We start from the raw sequence: 18,721 nt of genomic DNA, 5'->3' as shown, positions 1-18,721 counted from the left end.
GGTTAGTCTGCGGTATCCAGCCAAATTGTCACCGGACCGTCGTTTGTCAGGTCCACGGCCATGTCGGCACCGAATTGACCGGTTTGTGTTTCAATCCCGAGGGTCCGCAACGCGTCAACGAATTGCAGGTAAAGCCGTTCTGCCACGTCTGGTTTCGCCGCACCCGAGAACCCGGGCCTGTTGCCCCGCGCGGTGTCTGCCGCCAGTGTGAATTGGCTGACGACCAAGGCTTGGCCGCCGGATTGTAACATTGACAGGTTCATTTTCCCGTTTGCGTCTTTGAAAATCCGCAGCTTGGCGATTTTGCCAGCCAGGTTTTCAACAGTGACTGGCGTGTCGTCTGGCATGGCACAGACCAAGATCAATGCCCCTGCGCCACATTCCCCGACGCAAGACCCGTCTACAGTCACGTGGGCTTTGGTCACTCTTTGGATCAGTGCCCTCATGTGTCGTGCCAGGTGACGACATCGCCAACTGCTGCCCTGTCTGTTCGAAAGGCATTGGCGGGGTGTTTGGTGTCGGGATAGCCGAATGATATTGCGCACAACACCCATTCATCTTCGGGCAGTTCGAAAAAGTTTCGCACGAAAGGGGCCTGAGCGGCGATCGCCCCTTGTGCGATCGTTCCCAAACCCTGCGCAGTGGCAGCTTGGGTAAAGGCTGCAACGAAGCCGCCACAATCTACAGCACCATATGTGCCGAGCACAGCTGGGGTGGTCACGATTGCCACATGCGGCGCCCCGAAGAAACGGAAGTTTTCCATCATCTGTGCGGCGCGTCCTGCGCGGTCTTCCTTGGGGATTTGCAAGGCATCATAAAGCTGAAAACCGCAGGCCCGTCGCCGTTCCCCCAGCGCTCCGGGGTAGGCTTTGGGCCATTCGATATCGGGTTCTGGCGCGTTGGACATGGCTTGATCGTACAGTGCCGCACCAAAGCGCTGCGTGCCTGCCCCTTCGGTAATCGTCAATTTCCAAGGTTGGGCATTGCACCATGTTGGCACCTTTTGCGCGACCTGCACAATGTTCTGGATTATTTCCCTTGGGACGGGATCGGGTTTATAGGCGCGGCACGAATAACGTTCGGTTGCGATGCGGTTCAGTGTTTCGAAATCTGTCATTGGTTCATCGCCATGGCAAAACCGATTGCCCCAGCAACAAGCAGTCCAACCACCACAGCAATGGTGATTTTGATGGCAGAATAGGGGCGTTCACCCTGCACGCGCCCGGTGCGCCCGTTGACGACAAACCGGTAGGTTTTGCCGCGGTATTTGTAGGCTGCCAACCACACAGGCAGAAGAATGTGTTTGAAGGTGACCGCGCTGATTTGGGTCTGAATGTCATGTACCCGTTGCCTGTCACCGCCAATGTCGAATTTTACGTCGCGAGTGATTTGTGCGTCCATGCGCATGCGGGCCTCTTTGAAACCCTCTTGCAGTTCAATTGAATACCCTTCTGCACGAAAACCGGCAAGATACGCGGGATCGTAGGGTTCCATTGCACTTAGATCCCATGGTTCCAGAGCATCGGTAAACCGTTTTGGCAAAGAGGTTGAAGCCAATACCAGAACGTCATCAAAAAAGCGTGCAACGCGCCCCCGAACGCGGGCCCACCTGACTTTGGCGACCCGTACCGTTTGGCGTTTGCCGTCGCGCATGACTGTTTGGTTTTCGTAGTAGACGGTGCCCCGTTCGCCGGCATATGCAGATTTTGTATCTGCATCGAAGGTCCAGTAAGGCACGTAAATTCCCTGCATTTTGCGGCCTTTGCGGGCGTATTCCTGCAGGCCGGAGGGGGCGAACCATAGCCCGCCCAACCAGTCTGTCATTGACGAACGGGCCGCACTTTCATCCATTGCGAAGGGTAACAGCCCGCGCGGTTTGATGTGGCGGTGGGCCCCTGTATCGGTGACGACAGGTGTTGCGCAGAACGGACATTCTGCGGCGTGCACATCGGGTTCGAATTCAACCTGAGCTGCGCAATTGGGGCATTTTGAAACGCGTGTTTCTTCGATTTCCGAGTGAGGCAATTCAGCGTCAAGAGCGGTCCGAAAATCCAGTTCCTTGATCGCATGAACAGGCGCTGGTGTGTCCATGTCGCCGGTGTTGCCGCAGTGGTCACAGACAAGGGTATGGGCGCTTGGATCAAAGCGGAAATCTGCCCCGCAATTGTCACACGGAAACCGGTGTTCCGATTGTGGTGCGGGGGCGTCTTGGGGGCCTGAGGCGTCCATGGGGTACCTTGCGTGTTGCTTGGGCCAAAACTAGCGCAGGCAGGCCACGGGTTCCACTGTTGAAATGCGCAGGTTGCATTCGAATTTGGGACCGTATGACCCCGAGTGCGCTACAAAATGCCGTGCAGCGCCTTTGGCGTTATGCGGCGCAATGCGCCATCCCCAAGCGCTGTGTGCCGCCATAAGTGAAAAATCGCATGCAATGCGACCATGGAAAGCGTCACGAAATAGAGGCGGGGCAAGGGAATGCCAAAACTGCCGTTTCCCATCAGCGCTCGTAACGTGATGCCACTGGATAGGGCCAACACGGCATACATGCCCCAGCTTAACCAGGGATGTGCACTGCGCAGCGTGCCTGTCAATTTCGGGCCCGGACCATTCATCAGCCCTTTGAACAGGGCGATGGCGACCATGGCAAAGCCGCATATCGCGTAAAGCAACGCAATTTCTGCGATCACGCCGCCAGCCAAAAGCAGGATAAGCAGAACCAAAACGGTCCAATGCAATCCAATCGTGAACCGGCGGCGCACAGGCTTATGCGCCGGGTGGAGGTGGTGGCAAAATGGTGAAAAGCTGCGCCAGTTCACGCACATCTTCGGCTTTCATCCAGCCATCCTGTCCTGCGGTCCACACGAATGTATCGCGGGTCAATGTGCCCTCGGACACCATGCGGCCCATTTTGGCTTTGGAAAACGGACCAGACGTCGCCCCGTTTTCCGCAACGTGCCACACGTGTTCTACAGGCGGCGGAGGTGGGGCCATGGCGGCAGGTGCGGGGGCGGCTGCGGCAGGCTTTGCGCCCCATGGTCCGGCGCTCATGGCTTGTCCCATCTGCATGCCCAAACCGGCCCCCATGCCTGCTTGCATGGCAGCCGCGGCACCACCATCGCGTCCCAAAGCTTCGGCTGCTTGGAATTGCATGTATTCGTTGAGATTTCCGATCACACCCATGGACGACCGCTTGTCCATGACCTCTTCGACGGCAGGCGGCAGCGAGATGTTCTCGATATATAGCTCGGGCAGCATCAGGCCGTATTCCGCCAGTTGTGCGCTGATGTCTTTGGCAACCAGCTGGCTGAGTTCGCGGGTGTTGGCGGCCATGTCCAACACAGGGATGCCGGATTTGGCCAAAGTGCGCGAAAACTCTTGCACGATGATGTTGCGGATCTGGTAGCTGATCTCGTCCATGGTGAATTCGCCATCGGTGCCGACGATTTCCACCAAGAAACGCGCCGGATCAGACACCTTAACGGAATAGGTGCCAAAGGCGCGCAAACGCACCGGACCAAATTCGGGGTCACGGGCGATGATCGGGTTCTTGGTGCCCCATTTCAGGTCGTTGAAACGGGTGGTGTTGACGAAGTAGATTTCGGATTTGAACGGGCTTTGAAAGCCATGATCCCAGTGTTGCAGGGTGGTCATGATAGGCATGTTGTTGGTTTCCAACATGTACAGCCCCGGCGTAAAGACATCCGCCAATTGCCCTTCATGCACAAACACAGCCGCCTGACCTTCGCGCACTGTCAGCTTGGCACCGTATTTGATCTCGTGGCCCTCGCGTTCAAAACGCGACACCATCGTGTCACGGGTGTCGTCGACCCAATGGATGACGTCGATAAACTCGCCTGTCAGAAAATCAAAAATACCCATAAGGGGTCTCCTTCTTTTGGGGCCGTTACAGCGGCCCTTTTGTCTGTTCTCGCGCCAGCATGCGCACAATGGGATCGGCGTCAGGCTGGGTCATTCCCGCTTTGAGGCGGTCGTCATACAGCATTTTGAGCAACACTTCGTCGTGGTCGGTCAACAATGCGAACTCATCGTCATCGTTGAAAATGGAAGGCCGAGCTGCAGGGCTGTCGTTGGCTAGGCCAAGGCCTTGGGCCAGTTCCTCGTGGATACAGGACAAACGCAGTAAGTCCGGATTTTCTGAACGGATCACAGCCACAGCGGCGGTATAGGTGCTACGGTCGGGGCCTGTGGCGTAGGCTGCAACAGCACAGTAAATGTCGCGGCTTAGGTCGCGCACGGCCGTTAAATTGGCCTGTGTGATACCTGGTAAACGGGTGGCAATCTGGTTTACGGTCGCGGCACGGTCGTCTTCGGACACGAAAAACACAAGGAAATTTGCACGCGATGCACCGCCGGAATTTGCGCTGATCGGATGCCCTGTCGCGCGGGCCAATCGTTTTGCATAGTCCTTCACATCCTGCGTGTCGCGCGCACGTTGTGACGGGGGCACAGAGGGGCCAAAAAAGACCTCGAACTGGACAGGCGCGTCCCAACGGCGAAGTTTGCCGGATACCCCTTGGGCGGCACCGCCGTATTCGTTGTAAAACACGATTTGCTTGAAGTTACGGGCCAGCATTTCGGCGCTAAAGGGTGTATCGGGTCCACCGCCGTCTTGTCGCAGCAAACCTTGGGTCAGTTGCGACGATTGCACCGAGGTCAAATAGCTGCGCAAAGCAGCACTTTTTTCGGATGTGGCTTGGGCCACCTGAATGGGGGCGGGGCGCAGCGCGGCTGGGCGGGCTTTGGGGGTAAGCACAGGCTCCACCGGGGTCAAACACGCCCCGAGTGTCGCAAGACATGTAAAACATGCCCCGAGCTTCGCCGCCATTCGTCGGCTCTTATAACCGCGCCACTGCACCCTTCAGATCAGGCTGGAACAGACGTGGATGCGTTGTCGCCCACACCGTCTTCGCGTGACTTGGCAGCCGCCAAAGTGTCGCGCAAATCTGTTTCCATCTTCTGCAATTCGATCTCGGCTTCGGCGCGCTTGGCTTTGCCTTCATCCGCGATTTTCAAGCTGTCTTCAATGGTGCCAATAAGATCGGCGTTTGCCTTTTTGACAGCTTCGATGTCGAACACACCGCGTTCCATTTCTTCGCGGACCATTTTGTTGCTGGTGCGCAGGTTTTCGGCGTTTGACGTCAACAATTCGTTGGTCAGATCATTGGCGCTGCGCACCGCTTTGGCCGCTTCAGCGCTGCGTTGCATGGTGACAGCTTGGGCCAGCTGTGTTTCCCACAAAGGCACTGTGTTGATCAAAGTCGAGCTGATCTTGGTCACAAGGCTTTTGTCGTTTTCCTGAACCAAACGGATCGAAGGCAGCGATTGCATCGTCACCTGACGTGTCAGTTTCAGATCATGGACACGGCGTTCCAGATCGTCACGCGCGGCACGCAGGTCACGCAGTTCTTGGGCCACCATGACTTGATCGTTTTCGGCGGCGGCTTCAACAGAAGCGGCCTTGGCAGGGATTGTGACCTCGTCCAGCTCTTTCAGCTTTTCCTCACCGGCTGCAATGTACAGCGCCAGTTCGTCGTAAAAATCGAGCGTTTTGTCATAGAGCAGATCAAGCGATTTGATGTCTTTCATCAGCGTGTGCTTGTGACCCTCCAGATCATCAGTGATTTCGTCAATCTGGCCTTGGACATCTTCGAATTTCGCTTTGAACTTCATGAATGGGGCTGCGCGGCCCAGAAGCTTTTCCCAAAACGTGCGTTCGCGGCGCACATCGAGTTCGGAGATGGAAAAACCACGAATGGCCGTGACCATATTGGCCAGTGAATCGCCAGCTGGTCCCAAATCCTTGTTGCGCACATCGGCGAGCATGGATTGCGAGATAACCTGCAATTCGGCTTGTGCATTTGACCCGAACGAGACGATGGAATTGGTGCTTTCCATGTCAATTTCAGCCATGCGCTTGGTGATTTCAGCGCTAACAGGGGCGTCGGCTTCGGCAAGCGTTACGACCGCCCCGGCATCCACAGGCTCGCGCAAAGCCACTGCTGTAACAGCTTCGACTTCTGCTAAAGTGGCTTCGGCTTTTTGGCGTACAGTTTCGGACATTCATGGTCCTCCTTTTTATATCTCGTCAGACGGGCGTACCGGGACGCCCTCGCGCTGCAAGCGTTCACGCAGCACATCAATTTCAACATTTAGATCGCCGCGGTCTTCCAGCAGCAATTTCTTTGTGCGGGCATCAAAGCCCGCGCTTAGATCGTCCAAAAGTGTGGCATAGTCTTCGCGTGCACGGGCATCTTGTGTGCGGCTGTAGATGTCTGCGAATTTGATCGTGGCATCGCGCGAGGCCTTTAAGTAGACGCCCAAATACTTGCGGGCGGCAGTCAAATCGCGAGGGTCTTCTTCGACCGTGCGGATAAGATCGCGGGCCTTGTTTTGAAACCCTTGCAGCTTTTGTTCCATGCGCCGGTCATTGGCGCGGCGCATTGCGTCGGTCATTTCGTCAAGATAGGCTTCGGCCTTATCGACCACCTTGGCCACACGGTCTTGTTGGTGCGTATCAATGCCCGCCATCCCTTTTGATCGCAGCGGATCAATGCCGAAGGCGGCCACATGCAGACCCATTGCCGCCAATCCATACAACACCGGCGCAATCACGCCCGGCTCTACCCGAAAGGCGGCCATCGCAATGCCGATGCCTGTCAGCGCACTGGCAAACATCTTGCGCGGGATACCGGGTTTGCGCGCGACCTTGCGGGCATTGAACGCAGCCTCTGCCTGCAAACCGCCCCGCAACAGCCACGCCGCCAGTGTCAGAACGGCGGCGGCGCCCAGACCTGCGATCAGGCCAATTGCGCCATCGTTCAGCGACAAAAACACCATTGGAATTGCTGGAATAAACAGCACATTGGCGCGTGCCCCTACAGGGGACACGTCCGCCTTGTCATAGGCCCCGGGTGTGACCGGATCCAGATCGGATGCTTCGCCATCGGGGCTGTATTGACCACCAAATCGCTTTGCCATGTGTCAAAGTCCTCCAAGCCAGCCGGTTGTCACCCCGAACATCAGGACGATCAACGCGGCATATGCGATCTTTTGAAAGGTATTTGGTGTCATTTGCTTCCCTTTGGGCACAGCTTAGGGCGTCTTAACCATTTTTGCCAGATAACTGCTGCGGTTCAGTGTTTGGCACCTGTGCGGCGTTCTGCATTCAGCTTGCGGGTATAGCCCGATTGAATCACTTCGACCGCAACAAGAACCAAAACGGAAAAGTAGAAGGTGGTCTTGGACATCGGAATAACTTCGTAACCGCCGACTTTCAGGGCCAGACTGTCATCATGCATCGCATGTGCTGCGGCTTGACCGGCTTCGCCCAAAAGAACAACACCGACGATCAGCAAAATGAACAGGCCTAAAACCTCATACATGCGGTTCTTTTCCAAAAAGCGTGTCACTCCGTCAGCCAAAAGCAACATGGCAAGGCCTGACAACAAAATGGCAGTCGCCAGAATTGGGAACACGTCTGTGATGGCGATGGCAGACAGAACAGAATCAAAAGAGAAGATCAGGTTCATCAACACGATAAGCATCACAACCTGTGTCGCTGATTTGCCCGATTTTTGTTCCACGTCTGTGTCAAGCTGGTGAATGGTCAGCATGTGTCCGATTTCTTTCACGGCCGTGTACATGATGAAAATGCCGCCGATGACGAAGACCAAAGTCGCAAAGTTCACACCGCCTTCAAGAACGCCGGTCCAATCGAAAATGTAAAAGGGTTCTGCCATGGCATCGATCAAACGGATCATGACAAAAAGCAAAATCACGCGCAGAGCGACAGCAATCAAAATACCCCATCTGCGCACGGCAGCTTGTTGGGCCACAGGGGCGCGCTGGCTTTCGATTGAAATGTATAACAGATTGTCGAAACCCAGAACAGCTTGCAAAAAGCAAAGCATCAACAGATTTCCAAGATTTTCCAACGTCGCCAGTTGCGCCACATAGTCCAGCATAGCCGTCCCCCAAAACAGAATTTCCACGCATGTAACGCAGCTTTGTAACAATCAACAGCCCATGCAAGGGGGAAAACTGCGCAAGGTGCTGCAAGGTTGCATTCTTTTTGCTATAAACGCGCTATGTTTCGCGAACGCCCTGTGGATGGCGTTTATCTTTTTGGTTTGCCCTGCGGCTTGGCGCCTGGCTTGCCCTGCGGACGTTGTCGTGACTTGGGCGCAGGTTTGCCTGACGGCTTTGCCCCGAACTTTGCGCCTGATTTGGCACCTGATTTGGACCCCGTTGCAGTTGGACGGCCCCCTGACCCTTCGGCTTTTTCACGGGCATATTCGGCACGCGCCCTGTCGCGGGTGCGGCCCTGTTCGGAGGGTTTGCGTGAGGCCGCGTATTTGCGATCGGGGCGCTTAACTTCTTTTTTCTTGGCTGTGCCCACAGGGTCTTCGGCTTCCATGCCCAATTGATCACGCATGACTTTGCGGCGCAGTTCTTCGACTTCGCCTTGTTTCAGGTCGCCCAGCTGGAAGGGGCCATAGCTGATGCGGATCAAACGGTTTACGGTCAGGCCAATGTCTTGCATGGCACGGCGGATTTCGCGGTTTTTGCCTTCGCGCAATCCCACAGTCAGCCACGCATTTGCGCCTTGCTGGCGATCCAGCGACACTTGCATGGGTTGGAACTTTTCGCCTTCAACGACGATACCTTTGCGCAATGGGGTAAAGGTATCTTCGGTGGGGCGGCCGTTGACGCGCACGCGGTAGCGCCGCAGCCAGCCTGTAGAAGGCAATTCCAGCTTGCGCTTGATGCCGCCATCGTTGGTCAGCAACAAAAGCCCTTCGGAATTGATGTCCAACCGGCCCACGGACATCACGCGGGGCAGATCCTCGGGCATGTGATCAAAGATTGTCTCGCGGTCTTTTTCGTCGCGGTTGGTCGTCACCAGACCGGCGGGCTTGTGATACAGCCACATGCGGGCAGGTTCGGCTTCTGCGATGGGTTTGCCATCTACGGTGATCGTGTCGCCGGGGCTTACATTGTAGGCGGCGCGGTCCAGCACAGTGCCATTGACGGCCACGCGGCCTGCTTCAATGATCTTTTCGGCGTCGCGGCGGCTGGCCACACCTGCGCGGGCCAGAACTTTTGCGATGCGGTCGCCTTTGGGCGGCTGGGATGGGGTATCTTGTGTCATGACGCCGCCTCTATCCTATCCGCGCACCTTGCGAAAGCGCACTGTTTGGAGGAAGGGTAACACAATGACATTCACATCGTTCATGGATATTGCTTTGGAAGAAGCCAAAGCCGCCGCTGCGCGCGGTGAAGTGCCTGTGGGCGCTGTCATCGTGGACACATCAGGGCAGGTGGTGGCGCAGGCGGGCAACCGGACACGCGAATTACACGACCCTACGGCGCATGCAGAGATTTTGGCGATCCGGTCCGCATGCGTTGCGGCAGGCACAGACAGATTGGTGGGACACGACCTCTACGTCACGTTGGAACCTTGCCCGATGTGCGCTGCGGCAATTTCAAACGCCCGCATTGCGCGGCTGTACTTCGGGGCGGATGATCCCAAATCCGGGGGCGTGGGTGTGGGCGCAAAGGTGTTTTCCCACGCGCAATGCCACCACGCACCTGAGATATACGACGGAATCGGGGCGCAGGCATCTGCCACTTTGCTTAGGACGTTTTTTCAAGCCAAGCGCGAAGGCCGCTAAGTCATGGTTTGTGTCAGTCGCCTTTGGCTTGATGCACTTCAATGACGTTGCCGTCAGGGTCGTAGAAAAAAACCTGATGCCATTCTGCAGCGGCAGTGTGCCCCCAATCCGAGTAGGGTATACCTTGTGCATCCAGATGCGCCTTGAAGGCTTCGATGTCGTCGGTGCGGTACGCAATGTGACCGCGTTCAACCGGATTGACGGCATGACCTGTTTTAAAGCCGACGGTCAAATCCTTTTGCGCGATGTGGGTTTGCACGGCGCCATCGGTGCGAAACGCCAATTGCCCTGCATAACCTTTGTTTTTCTCTTGTTTCGGAATGTCTTGCGTGACTGCGTCCAACTGCAAAACATCACGGTAGAATGTGTCCAGACGGCTGACGTTTTCAGAACTGAAGCTGACGTGATGCAGGGTAAGTTTCATGGACCGGCCTTTCTTTGTGTGCATGGCAAATTCTGCCTGCAATCAAACCCGGCCACAAGACCTTGCGAGTGGGCGATCAGAGCGGTAAACGGAAACCAACAAATGAGGTTCCCATGTCGATTGACCAAAGCACAGCCGCGCGTGTCGCCAAGCTTGCACGCATCAAGGTAGAAGAAGACGCCCTTCCTGCCTTAGCCGAAGAATTTAACACAATTTTGGGCTTTATCGAACAGCTCAATGAAGTGGATGTGGATGGGGTCGAACCTATGACCTCTGTGACGCCCCAGCGTTTGAAACGCCGCGAAGACGTGGTGACAGACGGCAACCAGCCGGAAGCTGTTTTGAAAAACGCGCCCGACGCGCGTGAGGGATTCTTTGCTGTGCCCAAGGTGGTGGAATAATGACTGAACTGAACACATTAGGTTTGGCGCAAGCCCGTGACGCTTTGCGCAAAGGCGAAACCACGTCGCGCGAATTGACCGAAAGCTGTCTCAAAGCAATCGAAGGGGCAGGGGCCTTGAACGCCTTCGTCCACCACACTCCAGAGCTGGCCATGGATCAGGCCACAGCTGCAGACGCCCGCATCAAAGCCGGTGACGCGCCAGACATGTGTGGCCTGCCTTTGGGCGTCAAGGATTTGTTTTGCACCAAAGACGTGCCGTCCCAAGCCGGATCGCGCATCTTGGAAGGGTTCTTGCCGCAATACGAATCCACCATCACATCGAACCTGTTTGCGTCTGGTGCCGTCATGTTGGGCAAGCTCAACATGGATGAATTCGCAATGGGGTCATCCAATGAAACATCTGTATACGGCAATGCGGTCAACCCGTGGAAAGTCGATGATCGCCAGCTGACGCCCGGTGGGTCTTCGGGTGGATCGGCCTCTGCCGTTGCGGCGGATCTATGTTTGGCAGCGACGGGTACAGACACGGGTGGTTCTATTCGTCAGCCCGCGGCTTTCACTGGCACAGTTGGGATCAAACCGACATACGGGCGCTGTTCGCGTTGGGGCGTGGTGGCGTTTGCCTCGTCTCTGGATCAGGCTGGTCCCATGACAAAATCGGTCCGTGACGCGGCCATCATGCTTGAAACTATGTGCTCTTATGATCCGAAAGATAGCACAAGCATGGATTTGCCGGTGCCAAACTTCGAAGCGCTGATGACGGGCGATATTCGCGGCAAGAAAATCGGGATTCCCAAGGAATACCGGATGGAAGGCATGCCGTCCGAGATCGAAAAGCTCTGGGAAAACGGCGCGGCGATGTTGAAAGATGCAGGCGCCGAGATCGTGGACATCTCTTTGCCGCACACCAAATACGCTTTGCCTGCCTACTACGTGATCGCCCCGGCCGAGGCATCGTCCAATTTGGCGCGCTACGACGGGGTACGCTACGGGCACCGTGCGACTTTGGATGCGGGCGACGGCATCACGGAGATGTACGAAAAAACCCGCGCCGAAGGATTCGGACCCGAAGTGCAGCGCCGGGTCATGATCGGGACTTATGTTTTATCGGCCGGGTTCTATGACGCTTACTACAACCGGGCGCGACGTGTGCGCACGCTGATCAAGAAAGATTTTGAGGACGTGTTCGCCGCCGGTGTGGACGCCATTTTGACACCGGCCACGCCCTCTGCAGCCTTTGGCTTGGGTGAAATGACGGATGTTGATCCTGTGCAAATGTACCTCAATGACGTCTTTACGGTGACAGTGAACATGGCCGGATTGCCCGGTGTAGCTGTGCCTGCGGGGCTGGACGCGCAGGGGCTGCCGTTGGGACTGCAACTGATCGGGCGGCCCTGGGAAGAGGGCGATTTGCTGTCTTCCGCCTATGCGTTGGAGAAAGCGGCTGGTTTTGTAGCCAAACCGTCCAAATGGTGGTAAACGACGCAAAAGAGCATCGTAAATAAGCGCACCGCCCAAAGGCGGGCGGAGGCAAATATGATACCAAAACTGATCCTGATCGCAGGAGCGCTGGGCGCTTTGGCGGCGTGCCAACCTGCCGTTCCCGACAGCGGGGCGCAACCTGGTGTTCCTGGCCGCGGTGTGGGTTTTGACACGTCGACACAGGCCAAACAGCAAGTGACACAACAGCAGGTGCCAGCTGCGGCCCCCGTGCAATCATCCGCTTTGCCTACAGCTGCCACGTCAGCGCCTGCACCGCGACCGGCAGCCGATCCGGTGATTGCGACAGCCGAAAGCGCATTGAACAACAGTTCTCCTGCGACGGCCGCGGCCAACGCGAATGACGTTGAAAACGCACGGGCTGCATCACTGAATTCCGGCGCAGGGGTGGTGAATGCCAGCCCGGCCAATGCTGCACCAACCTTGGTGAACAACCCGGGAATTTCCGACGAAAACGATTTCGGGGCCGTATCGTCCCGACAGTCCATCGAAAGCGACAAGGCAAGAATTGCAGCCAATCGTGCGCAATATACAGTGGTGCAGCCCACCGCTTTGCCCAGCCGTGAAGGTGGCAACCAGCCAAATGTTGTGGCCTATGCGCTGCAAAACAAACACCCTAAAGGCACGCAATTGTACCGACGTCTGGGGTTCAACGCAGCCAACAAGTTCGAAAAGAACTGTGCGGTTTATCGTTCCGCGGATGAGGCGCAGATTGATTTTCTGGCCCGAGGAGGCCCCGAAAAAGATCGTAAGGGTCTCGATCCAGACGGGGATGGTTACGCGTGTCGGTGGGACCCGACGCCGTACCGTGCGGCATCGGGCGGTTAAGCCTGTATATTCATCAACATCCTTCACCGAATTGCGGACCGCGCCGGAACGGGTTGCGGCCCTCGCTTGTGGTTGTGCATTACACTGCGATGGCCACGGCCGAGGCTGCAATAGAGCGGTTATGTGATCCGGCGGCCGAAGTCTCTGCCCACTATGTGATTGCGCGCAGTGGCGAGATTACGCAGCTTGTGGACGAAGAAATGCGTGCCTGGCATGCTGGTGCGGGCGAATGGCACGGGCAAGACGATGTCAATTCAAGTTCCATCGGAATTGAGTTGGACAATGGCGGCACATACCCGTTTGCAGAACCGCAAATGGGCAGCCTGGAATGGCTGCTTCCGCGCATTCTTGACCGATGGGGGATCGCGCCGGAAGGGGTTATTGGACATTCCGATATGGCGCCGGGCCGCAAGTTTGACCCCGGACCACATTTCGATTGGTCGCGTTTGGCACGACAGGGTCTTGCGGCAACACAACCAGCCGGAAAGACAGCAGCCGATGCAGGCTATACTGCGCAAGTGTCTGACGCGGATAGGGCCGTTGCTGTTCAGCTACGATGGGGTGCGGATCCAAGGACAAAGGGTTTTCTTTAAGGTCCTGCCATCGTCTGTTGCCGCCTTCGTAGTAACCCCCAACAAAAGCCCATTGACGCGTTGGACGTCACCCGCCACAAGCAACCCTGCGCGGAAGGCTGGACGGCCGCTTAAACTTGGTTCTTGCGAACACGGGTGTAAGAGGAAAGTCCGGACTCCACAAAGCAACGGTGCCGGGTAACGCCCGGCGGGGGTAACCCTAGGGACAGCGCCACAGAAAACAAACCGCCCTGTGCGCGGATCGGGCAACCGATATCACACGCAGGGTCAGGGTGAAACGGTGGGGTAAGAGCCCACCGCGGGACGGGCAACCGGACCGGCACGGCAAGCCCCACCGGGAGCAATGCCAAATAGGGACCGCGCGAGGGCATGCCCTCGGGGCCGCTTTAGCCCCAGCAGGTCCGGGTTGGCAGCTAGAGAAGCAGAGGCAACTCTGTTTCAAGATGAATGGTCGTCTCGGGCAGGCAACTGCCTATGACAGAATCCGGCTTATAGGCCTTCCGCGCAATTTGTTTGTTCAATATCAAACTAGGCTCTTTTTTGCAGATTTATCTGAAAGGCGGGCATTCCTTGCGATTTCAAAAAGGTGATCTGTTTGGGTCATTTTATTGAAGTGGGTGAATTTGGACGTCCGGTATGGACAAAACCGGATGTTTCGGATGTTTGCAGGTATCCCAAAAGGCCGTTAACGCCTGTACCACATTGTCCATTTCCTTGATGCCATGTGGTTTGACAATGTATCCACAAGCGTGTTTTTCATATGCGCGGCCTATGTCCGCTTCGCTGCCAGATGTTGTTAAAACGATCACACGGGAATTTGCCACTGCCTGATTTTGACGCAGCTCTGTCAAAAATTCGTGCCCGTCCATACGCGGCATGTTGATGTCCAATAGGATAGTAAATGGGTGATCCGTTTCGCCGTGGGTGCAGTGACTGTTCAAAATCTCAAGAGCATCCAGCCCGTCACATGCGCGGGTCAGAGTACCAAAAAACTCAGACTTTCTAAGGCTTCGTTGCAGGAACTCAGCGTCAAAGTCGTCATCATCCACCAGCAAGATATTCATTTTATTCTGCATTTACGCCGCCTTTTTCTGGAGGTGAGTGGATGATGGGGACCCGAAAAGGGGCCAATCAAAGGTGAATAAAGCACCGCCTTCTGGGGGAGATGCCACAGTGATACGTCCCCCGTGTCGCTCTACGGCCTTTTTTACAATGGCCAGCCCGATACCGGTGCTTTCTGCAGCACCATTCAAGCGCAGGGTTTGAAACATGTTGAAGATACGAGTGTGATAGCGTGGATCGATTCCAGGGCCGTTGTCGTGTATCGAAATGCGGCAACGATCGCCGGCCTGGACGGCTTCCATCGTGATCAAAAGCGGTCTTTTCCCATCGTGGTACTTGATCGCGTTTCCAACGAGGTTTTCCAGAATGCGGCGTAGGTTAAAAGGATCAAAAGCAATGGACGAGACACGGGTGTTGAGCTTTATGGCGGTTTGATCCAGTTCGAAATCAAGCATCAAAGCATCGACAGCTTCTTGGAACTCTAGCTTCGGTTGATCGGCTGCATCAGTCCCGGTTTTCGACAGTTCCATAATGCCTTGTGTCAGTGCATTCATTCGGGCGACGCGGTCCATGATACGATCCAGATTGTGCCCCACTTCGGGATTGTTCGAAGGCGATGCAAAATACCCTTCCAGATCCTCCCGTATCATTTCAGTCAGGCCAGCGATGCCGCGAATAGGAGTTTTTAGATCGTGCGATGCCACATACGCGAACTGCTCTAATTCTTGATTTGTGTTTTTCAGGTCTTGGGTTTGCAGCTTCAGTTGCGCGGTGACCTTGTCTGCGTAGCGCTCTGAATGGGCATTGGCCCGCGACATCATTATCAAAAGTACTATGATGAGACCTTCAATGGTCAATCCAGCCAATAAAATGATCGTGGGCTGCGCGTAAGAATTCTGGAGGCGAAATGCTGCATTGCTGCGCATGTCCAAAAGCCATTCGCGCCCGTACATGCTAAGTAAGACCTGAGTGGCGAACATCGGGTCGGGATCATTTGCGGCATCGGTGTTTAAGTGTTCGTCGTAAAGTGTGACGTCTTGATCAGAGATACTAAAATGGACATTGCGCCGTTCCTTGGCGAGCAATCCTTCAATCAATTTGTGAACGACAAAGGGCGCGTAGACAGCGCCCACCGCGTCCACGGGCCGCGTGTCACCATCATTTGCATCTGTGGCATGGTAGACTGGCGCGTAAAATAAGAACCCGGGCGTTTGGGCTTTGTCTTGCACCAACACAATAGGCCCTGAGATTTGGGCTGTTCCGGTGTCACGGCTGGCGATTGCTGCTGTTCGGCGATTGGTTTCATGGGCGACGTCCAACCCAAGGGCAGCAGCGTTTTCTGCTTCCGGTTCGATGAAGGAAATCGGCATAATGTCGCGATGATCGTGACGCGGAAAAATGTCAAACGCAGCGCGTTCCAATCGCCGGGTTTTCAAATAGTCGCCTACTGAATTTGCATTGAGGAAATGGATAACCCCGATACCCGTGATGCCGGGGTATTTTTCTTCAAGCCGCAGTGTTTTTGCAAAGGCTTGCCAACGATCTCGCGAGATGTCGCCGCCATGCGATTCGATTGTGGAAACGCCAGCCCAAAGCGCATCTTCGTGCAGGCTCATCCTGTCTTCAATCAGATCGACAAGACGACTGACAGATGTGTCAAAACGTGCTTGGGTACGCGACGCGATTTGGGCCTTAGAGAACTGCCAAACCGATAGCGTAAGTGTCAATGACAACACAACCAAAGCGATGTGTGGCGCTGATATTCGCCCAACTTTGCGCGGGCGCATCCACAGATTTTGAAAAAATTGTATGATGTTGGATATCTTCATTCCTGCACGCTATGATCAAACCCTTAAACAATCGTGATGTCGTACTGGGTTTTCACAAATTCATTTTCCCTTGGTGAACTGTTGTTGAAGTGATGAAGGGGTTTGCGTACCGCGCAACAAAGGCGTGCAGGGCAATCAATTCACGTGAAAGGCGATCACGAGAACCTGACGCAAAGCCTTTTTTCGCCTTCAAACCGCGCACAGAACGGAGTATTTAAGATATAAGGACAGAGTTGCGATTATATTGCCGTTTGGTGTTGACTCGGGGGCCAAGACGGTTAGAACGCAAATCTCAGAATTCACGCATATCCCTACCGAGGGATGATGCAGCAGGAGATACAAAATGGCGAAGCCAACCACGATCAAGATCCGTCTGAACTCGTCCGCGGGCACAGGCCATTTCTACGTCACGAAGAAAAATGCGCGTACGATGACCGAAAAGATGGTCGTCCGTAAATACGACCCCGTTGCGCGCAAGCACGTGGAATACAAAGAAGGCAAGATCAAGTAAGATCACACCCTGACTTGAACCGCAAAGGCCGCGCTGAAAAGCGCGGCTTTTTGCGTTTTCAGCTTTCGGATCCAAGCGGCGCGGTATTGGGGTTCAAAGAAGGGAAATGGAAATGACACTGCGCGTTGCAAACCTTGGAGATCAATCAGCATTAAACCGGCTTTTTGAGCGAAGCTACCCAACTTTGTTGAAAGACGTCTATGATGCAGAAACACTGAAGACAGCTTTGCCCAAGATGATCAGGGCGCAACCTGTTTTGCTGTCTTCGGGTACCTTCTTCGTCTGGGACTGTGCTGGCATCCTTGCAGGGGCGGGGGGCTGGAGTGTGGATAAGGCACGCGCTGACAAGGCGCACATCCGTCATGTGGCAACAGATCCGGCACACTTGCGCAAAGGCATCGCACAGGCGCTGATTATGCATTGTCTTGCAACAGCCAAAGCGGCCGGAATTACAGAAATGGAATGCTGGTCAACACGCTATGCGGAAGGGTTTTATGCAGCCATAGGGTTCAGTGCGATCGGACCGATCGACGCGATGCTGGGAGGCACCGTGGCCTTCCCTTCAATCCGTATGACTATGTTCTTGTGACAAAGAACACCGGTAGAAAGAAAAAGGGCCACCCGTTTCCGGATGGCCCGAGCCGTTTCAGTGAAACATAGATTATTCTTGTTGGCCCATGAACATCAGCAGGAACTGGAACATGTTCAAGAAAGAGATGTAGAGGCTTAGCGCACCATCAGATGCCGCCTTGTCCAACCATTCTTGATCGCCGTGTGCAGCATGCGCCACATAAGTCGCCTTGATGTCCTGCGTGTAGTAGGCTGTCAGACCTGCAAAGATCAGAACGCCAATTGCAGAAATTGCCATCATCATCGGACCAGATTGGAAGATGAACATGTTCAGCAGCATCGCTACGATCAAGCCGATAACACCCATCATCAGGAATGTGCCCATGCCGCTCAGGTCACGTTTTGTCGTGTACCCGTACAGGCTCAGCGATGCGAAGGCGATCGCAGTAACAAGAAACGTCTGCACGATGGAAAACGATGTGAACACCAAGAAGATGGAGCTCATGGAAATGCCCATCACGGCGGCAAAGATGAAAAAGCCGACTTGCACAGCTGCGGCGGAGCCACGGCTCATCAAAGCGCCCCAGCCAAAGAACAAGAAGGCCAAGGGGGCGAACATCACGACCCACTTCAATGGGGAAGCGAACAACGCCACGCCTAGACCTGTCAGGTATTGGCCTTCACGCAAGGCGTAGACGCCTTCAGATGTGCTTGCTGCTGCGGAAGGGTCAGCAGTTACTGCTAGACCTGCAATCGCCCAAGCCGCCAATGCCGTGATCAGCATGCCGATGGACATTTGCCCGTACACTTTGTTCATGTGGGCGCGAAGCCCTACGTCAATCTGGGCGGCGCGGGAACCGGCCGCGCTCCGGATTGTATTCACGTCAGCCATTTCAGACCTCCAAATTAAACACTGTAGGCGCGGGACCGTCCCACGCGTATCTGTACTTGAATATCGGGCTCTGAGGGGGGCGTTTCAAGTGTTTTCGACAGGCAAAACGTCACAAGGTTAACAAAAAACGTCAGGAATGGACGTTTTGCCTATATTGTTATGGCGGATGGGATCATTGGCGCCATGTGGCTGGCACATCCCAGACCGGGCGGTTGGCTTCTTTCTGAGCGTCTTGTGCGGTCACGCCAATATCTGCAAGCTGTTTTGCATCAAGCGACCGCAATTGACGGCGCGTGCGCCAGACACTCAGCATTTGCCACACAGACGGGGCGGCGGGGGATGTGTGCAAGGACGATTGGCACATCATGCCAGTTTGATCAGTAACAGCCATCGGGTCTCTCCAATTTAACAAAA

The 18,721-nt window shown here is 55.3% G+C and carries 22 protein-coding genes and 1 other RNA gene; 8 read left to right on the top strand and 15 right to left on the bottom strand.

Features of this window, described 5'->3' with window-relative positions:
• Nucleotides 1-2: 2 nt before the first annotated feature.
• The 10 genes from dtd to ASD8599_RS14175 form a co-directional block, all read right to left on the bottom strand.
• Entirely contained in the window at nt 3-446 is a 444-nt protein-coding gene (gene dtd / locus ASD8599_RS14220; RefSeq protein ID WP_108829142.1) for a D-aminoacyl-tRNA deacylase, read from the bottom strand.
• Entirely contained in the window at nt 443-1,117 is a 675-nt protein-coding gene (locus ASD8599_RS14215) for a nitroreductase family protein (RefSeq protein WP_108829141.1), read from the bottom strand. The genes dtd and ASD8599_RS14215 overlap by 4 nt, the downstream gene beginning before the upstream one ends.
• The gene (locus tag ASD8599_RS14210) at nt 1,114-2,229 is read right to left on the bottom strand and encodes a TFIIB-type zinc ribbon-containing protein (RefSeq protein WP_108829140.1); all 1,116 of its coding nucleotides are present in this window, start codon (nt 2,227-2,229) and stop codon (nt 1,114-1,116) included. Before ASD8599_RS14210 ends, ASD8599_RS14215 begins: the two co-directional genes overlap by 4 nt.
• Before the next feature lie 110 nt (nt 2,230-2,339).
• Entirely contained in the window at nt 2,340-2,759 is a 420-nt protein-coding gene (locus tag ASD8599_RS14205; protein WP_108829139.1) for a hypothetical protein, read from the bottom strand.
• A 4-nt stretch (nt 2,760-2,763) separates the two neighbouring features.
• Nucleotides 2,764-3,879, bottom strand: a complete 1,116-nt coding sequence (locus ASD8599_RS14200; protein ID WP_108829138.1) for an SPFH domain-containing protein — start codon at nt 3,877-3,879, stop codon at nt 2,764-2,766.
• A 25-nt stretch (nt 3,880-3,904) separates the two neighbouring features.
• Nucleotides 3,905-4,846: a DUF2927 domain-containing protein gene (locus ASD8599_RS14195; protein WP_108829137.1), complete on the bottom strand. Its 942-nt coding sequence runs from the start codon at nt 4,844-4,846 to the stop codon at nt 3,905-3,907.
• Nucleotides 4,847-4,884: 38 nt separating this feature from the next.
• Nucleotides 4,885-6,081 (bottom strand): toxic anion resistance protein, encoded by a 1,197-nt coding sequence (locus ASD8599_RS14190; RefSeq protein WP_108829136.1) that lies wholly within the window; start codon nt 6,079-6,081, stop codon nt 4,885-4,887.
• Nucleotides 6,082-6,096: 15 nt separating this feature from the next.
• Nucleotides 6,097-6,999, bottom strand: coding sequence for a 5-bromo-4-chloroindolyl phosphate hydrolysis family protein (locus ASD8599_RS14185; protein ID WP_108829135.1), 903 nt, complete (start codon nt 6,997-6,999; stop codon nt 6,097-6,099).
• Between the two features lie 155 nt (nt 7,000-7,154).
• Complete coding sequence (locus ASD8599_RS14180) at nt 7,155-7,973, bottom strand: TerC family protein (RefSeq protein WP_108830201.1); 819 nt, start codon at nt 7,971-7,973, stop codon at nt 7,155-7,157.
• A gap of 164 nt (nt 7,974-8,137) precedes the next feature.
• A complete protein-coding gene (locus ASD8599_RS14175) occupies nt 8,138-9,172 on the bottom strand; it encodes a pseudouridine synthase (RefSeq protein ID WP_108829134.1) in 1,035 nt (344 codons plus the stop codon).
• Nucleotides 9,173-9,236: 64 nt separating this feature from the next.
• Here ASD8599_RS14175 and ASD8599_RS14170 point away from each other — a divergent pair, with 64 nt between their 5' ends.
• Complete coding sequence (locus ASD8599_RS14170; protein ID WP_108829133.1) at nt 9,237-9,695, top strand: nucleoside deaminase; 459 nt, start codon at nt 9,237-9,239, stop codon at nt 9,693-9,695.
• A 13-nt stretch (nt 9,696-9,708) separates the two neighbouring features.
• Here the strand turns inward: ASD8599_RS14170 and ASD8599_RS14165 are convergent, their stop codons facing one another.
• On the bottom strand, nt 9,709-10,119 hold the full coding sequence (locus ASD8599_RS14165) for a VOC family protein (protein ID WP_108829132.1): 411 nt from the start codon (nt 10,117-10,119) through the stop codon (nt 9,709-9,711).
• Nucleotides 10,120-10,232: 113 nt separating this feature from the next.
• Between ASD8599_RS14165 and gatC the strand changes: the two genes are divergently transcribed.
• The 5 genes from gatC to rnpB all read left to right on the top strand — a co-directional run bounded on the left by gatC (nt 10,233) and on the right by rnpB (nt 13,951).
• The gene (gatC, locus tag ASD8599_RS14160; RefSeq protein ID WP_108829131.1) at nt 10,233-10,520 is read left to right on the top strand and encodes an Asp-tRNA(Asn)/Glu-tRNA(Gln) amidotransferase subunit GatC; all 288 of its coding nucleotides are present in this window, start codon (nt 10,233-10,235) and stop codon (nt 10,518-10,520) included.
• Complete coding sequence (gatA, locus tag ASD8599_RS14155) at nt 10,520-12,001, top strand: Asp-tRNA(Asn)/Glu-tRNA(Gln) amidotransferase subunit GatA (protein ID WP_108829130.1); 1,482 nt, start codon at nt 10,520-10,522, stop codon at nt 11,999-12,001. The genes gatC and gatA overlap by 1 nt, the downstream gene beginning before the upstream one ends.
• A gap of 57 nt (nt 12,002-12,058) precedes the next feature.
• The gene (locus ASD8599_RS14150; RefSeq protein WP_108829129.1) at nt 12,059-12,850 is read left to right on the top strand and encodes a hypothetical protein; all 792 of its coding nucleotides are present in this window, start codon (nt 12,059-12,061) and stop codon (nt 12,848-12,850) included.
• Nucleotides 12,811-13,443 carry an N-acetylmuramoyl-L-alanine amidase gene (locus ASD8599_RS14145; protein WP_245926156.1) on the top strand — a complete coding sequence of 211 codons (633 nt, stop codon included), beginning with the start codon at nt 12,811-12,813 and terminating at the stop codon, nt 13,441-13,443. The genes ASD8599_RS14150 and ASD8599_RS14145 overlap by 40 nt, the downstream gene beginning before the upstream one ends.
• A gap of 90 nt (nt 13,444-13,533) precedes the next feature.
• Nucleotides 13,534-13,951: RNase P RNA component class A (rnpB, locus tag ASD8599_RS14140), an RNA gene on the top strand.
• 97 nt (nt 13,952-14,048) lie between these two features.
• Here rnpB and ASD8599_RS14135 read toward each other — a convergent pair.
• Together ASD8599_RS14135 and ASD8599_RS14130 are read right to left on the bottom strand one after the other, a co-directional pair.
• On the bottom strand, nt 14,049-14,519 hold the full coding sequence (locus tag ASD8599_RS14135; protein ID WP_108829128.1) for a response regulator: 471 nt from the start codon (nt 14,517-14,519) through the stop codon (nt 14,049-14,051).
• Nucleotides 14,520-16,292, bottom strand: a complete 1,773-nt coding sequence (locus ASD8599_RS14130) for a sensor histidine kinase (RefSeq protein ID WP_181364494.1) — start codon at nt 16,290-16,292, stop codon at nt 14,520-14,522. It lies immediately after the preceding gene.
• A gap of 385 nt (nt 16,293-16,677) precedes the next feature.
• Between ASD8599_RS14130 and rpmG the strand changes: the two genes are divergently transcribed.
• Together rpmG and ASD8599_RS14120 are read left to right on the top strand one after the other, a co-directional pair.
• Nucleotides 16,678-16,845 (top strand): 50S ribosomal protein L33, encoded by a 168-nt coding sequence (gene rpmG, locus ASD8599_RS14125; RefSeq protein WP_011454349.1) that lies wholly within the window; start codon nt 16,678-16,680, stop codon nt 16,843-16,845.
• A gap of 112 nt (nt 16,846-16,957) precedes the next feature.
• Nucleotides 16,958-17,434 carry a GNAT family N-acetyltransferase gene (locus ASD8599_RS14120; RefSeq protein WP_181364493.1) on the top strand — a complete coding sequence of 159 codons (477 nt, stop codon included), beginning with the start codon at nt 16,958-16,960 and terminating at the stop codon, nt 17,432-17,434.
• A gap of 72 nt (nt 17,435-17,506) precedes the next feature.
• Here ASD8599_RS14120 and ASD8599_RS14115 read toward each other — a convergent pair whose 3' ends face one another.
• The gene (locus tag ASD8599_RS14115) at nt 17,507-18,307 is read right to left on the bottom strand and encodes a Bax inhibitor-1/YccA family protein (RefSeq protein WP_108829125.1); all 801 of its coding nucleotides are present in this window, start codon (nt 18,305-18,307) and stop codon (nt 17,507-17,509) included.
• A gap of 172 nt (nt 18,308-18,479) precedes the next feature.
• Nucleotides 18,480-18,698, bottom strand: a complete 219-nt coding sequence (locus ASD8599_RS14110; protein WP_245926052.1) for a DUF1127 domain-containing protein — start codon at nt 18,696-18,698, stop codon at nt 18,480-18,482.
• Nucleotides 18,699-18,721: the final 23 nt, after the last annotated feature.

The sequence above is a fragment of the Ascidiaceihabitans donghaensis genome (assembly GCF_900302465.1).
In the GTDB taxonomy this organism is placed as follows: domain Bacteria; phylum Pseudomonadota; class Alphaproteobacteria; order Rhodobacterales; family Rhodobacteraceae; genus Ascidiaceihabitans; species Ascidiaceihabitans donghaensis.
This window is presented reverse-complemented; position numbering and strand designations above follow the sequence as displayed.

Coding starts and splice junctions, on each gene's coding strand:
- rpmG (WP_011454349.1), top strand. CDS start 16,678: ATGGCGAAGCCAACCACGATCAAGATCCGTCTGAACTCGTCCGCGGGC.
- ASD8599_RS14130 (WP_181364494.1), bottom strand. CDS start 16,292: ATGCGCCCGCGCAAAGTTGGGCGAATATCAGCGCCACACATCGCTTTG.
- ASD8599_RS14115 (WP_108829125.1), bottom strand. CDS start 18,307: ATGGCTGACGTGAATACAATCCGGAGCGCGGCCGGTTCCCGCGCCGCC.
- ASD8599_RS14215 (WP_108829141.1), bottom strand. CDS start 1,117: ATGACAGATTTCGAAACACTGAACCGCATCGCAACCGAACGTTATTCG.
- ASD8599_RS14170 (WP_108829133.1), top strand. CDS start 9,237: ATGACATTCACATCGTTCATGGATATTGCTTTGGAAGAAGCCAAAGCC.
- dtd (WP_108829142.1), bottom strand. CDS start 446: ATGAGGGCACTGATCCAAAGAGTGACCAAAGCCCACGTGACTGTAGAC.
- ASD8599_RS14185 (WP_108829135.1), bottom strand. CDS start 6,999: ATGGCAAAGCGATTTGGTGGTCAATACAGCCCCGATGGCGAAGCATCC.
- gatC (WP_108829131.1), top strand. CDS start 10,233: ATGTCGATTGACCAAAGCACAGCCGCGCGTGTCGCCAAGCTTGCACGC.
- ASD8599_RS14165 (WP_108829132.1), bottom strand. CDS start 10,119: ATGAAACTTACCCTGCATCACGTCAGCTTCAGTTCTGAAAACGTCAGC.
- ASD8599_RS14110 (WP_245926052.1), bottom strand. CDS start 18,698: ATGGCTGTTACTGATCAAACTGGCATGATGTGCCAATCGTCCTTGCAC.
- ASD8599_RS14195 (WP_108829137.1), bottom strand. CDS start 4,846: ATGGCGGCGAAGCTCGGGGCATGTTTTACATGTCTTGCGACACTCGGG.
- ASD8599_RS14135 (WP_108829128.1), bottom strand. CDS start 14,519: ATGCAGAATAAAATGAATATCTTGCTGGTGGATGATGACGACTTTGAC.
- ASD8599_RS14120 (WP_181364493.1), top strand. CDS start 16,958: ATGACACTGCGCGTTGCAAACCTTGGAGATCAATCAGCATTAAACCGG.
- gatA (WP_108829130.1), top strand. CDS start 10,520: ATGACTGAACTGAACACATTAGGTTTGGCGCAAGCCCGTGACGCTTTG.
- ASD8599_RS14190 (WP_108829136.1), bottom strand. CDS start 6,081: ATGTCCGAAACTGTACGCCAAAAAGCCGAAGCCACTTTAGCAGAAGTC.
- ASD8599_RS14150 (WP_108829129.1), top strand. CDS start 12,059: ATGATACCAAAACTGATCCTGATCGCAGGAGCGCTGGGCGCTTTGGCG.
- ASD8599_RS14210 (WP_108829140.1), bottom strand. CDS start 2,229: ATGGACGCCTCAGGCCCCCAAGACGCCCCCGCACCACAATCGGAACAC.
- ASD8599_RS14200 (WP_108829138.1), bottom strand. CDS start 3,879: ATGGGTATTTTTGATTTTCTGACAGGCGAGTTTATCGACGTCATCCAT.
- ASD8599_RS14175 (WP_108829134.1), bottom strand. CDS start 9,172: ATGACACAAGATACCCCATCCCAGCCGCCCAAAGGCGACCGCATCGCA.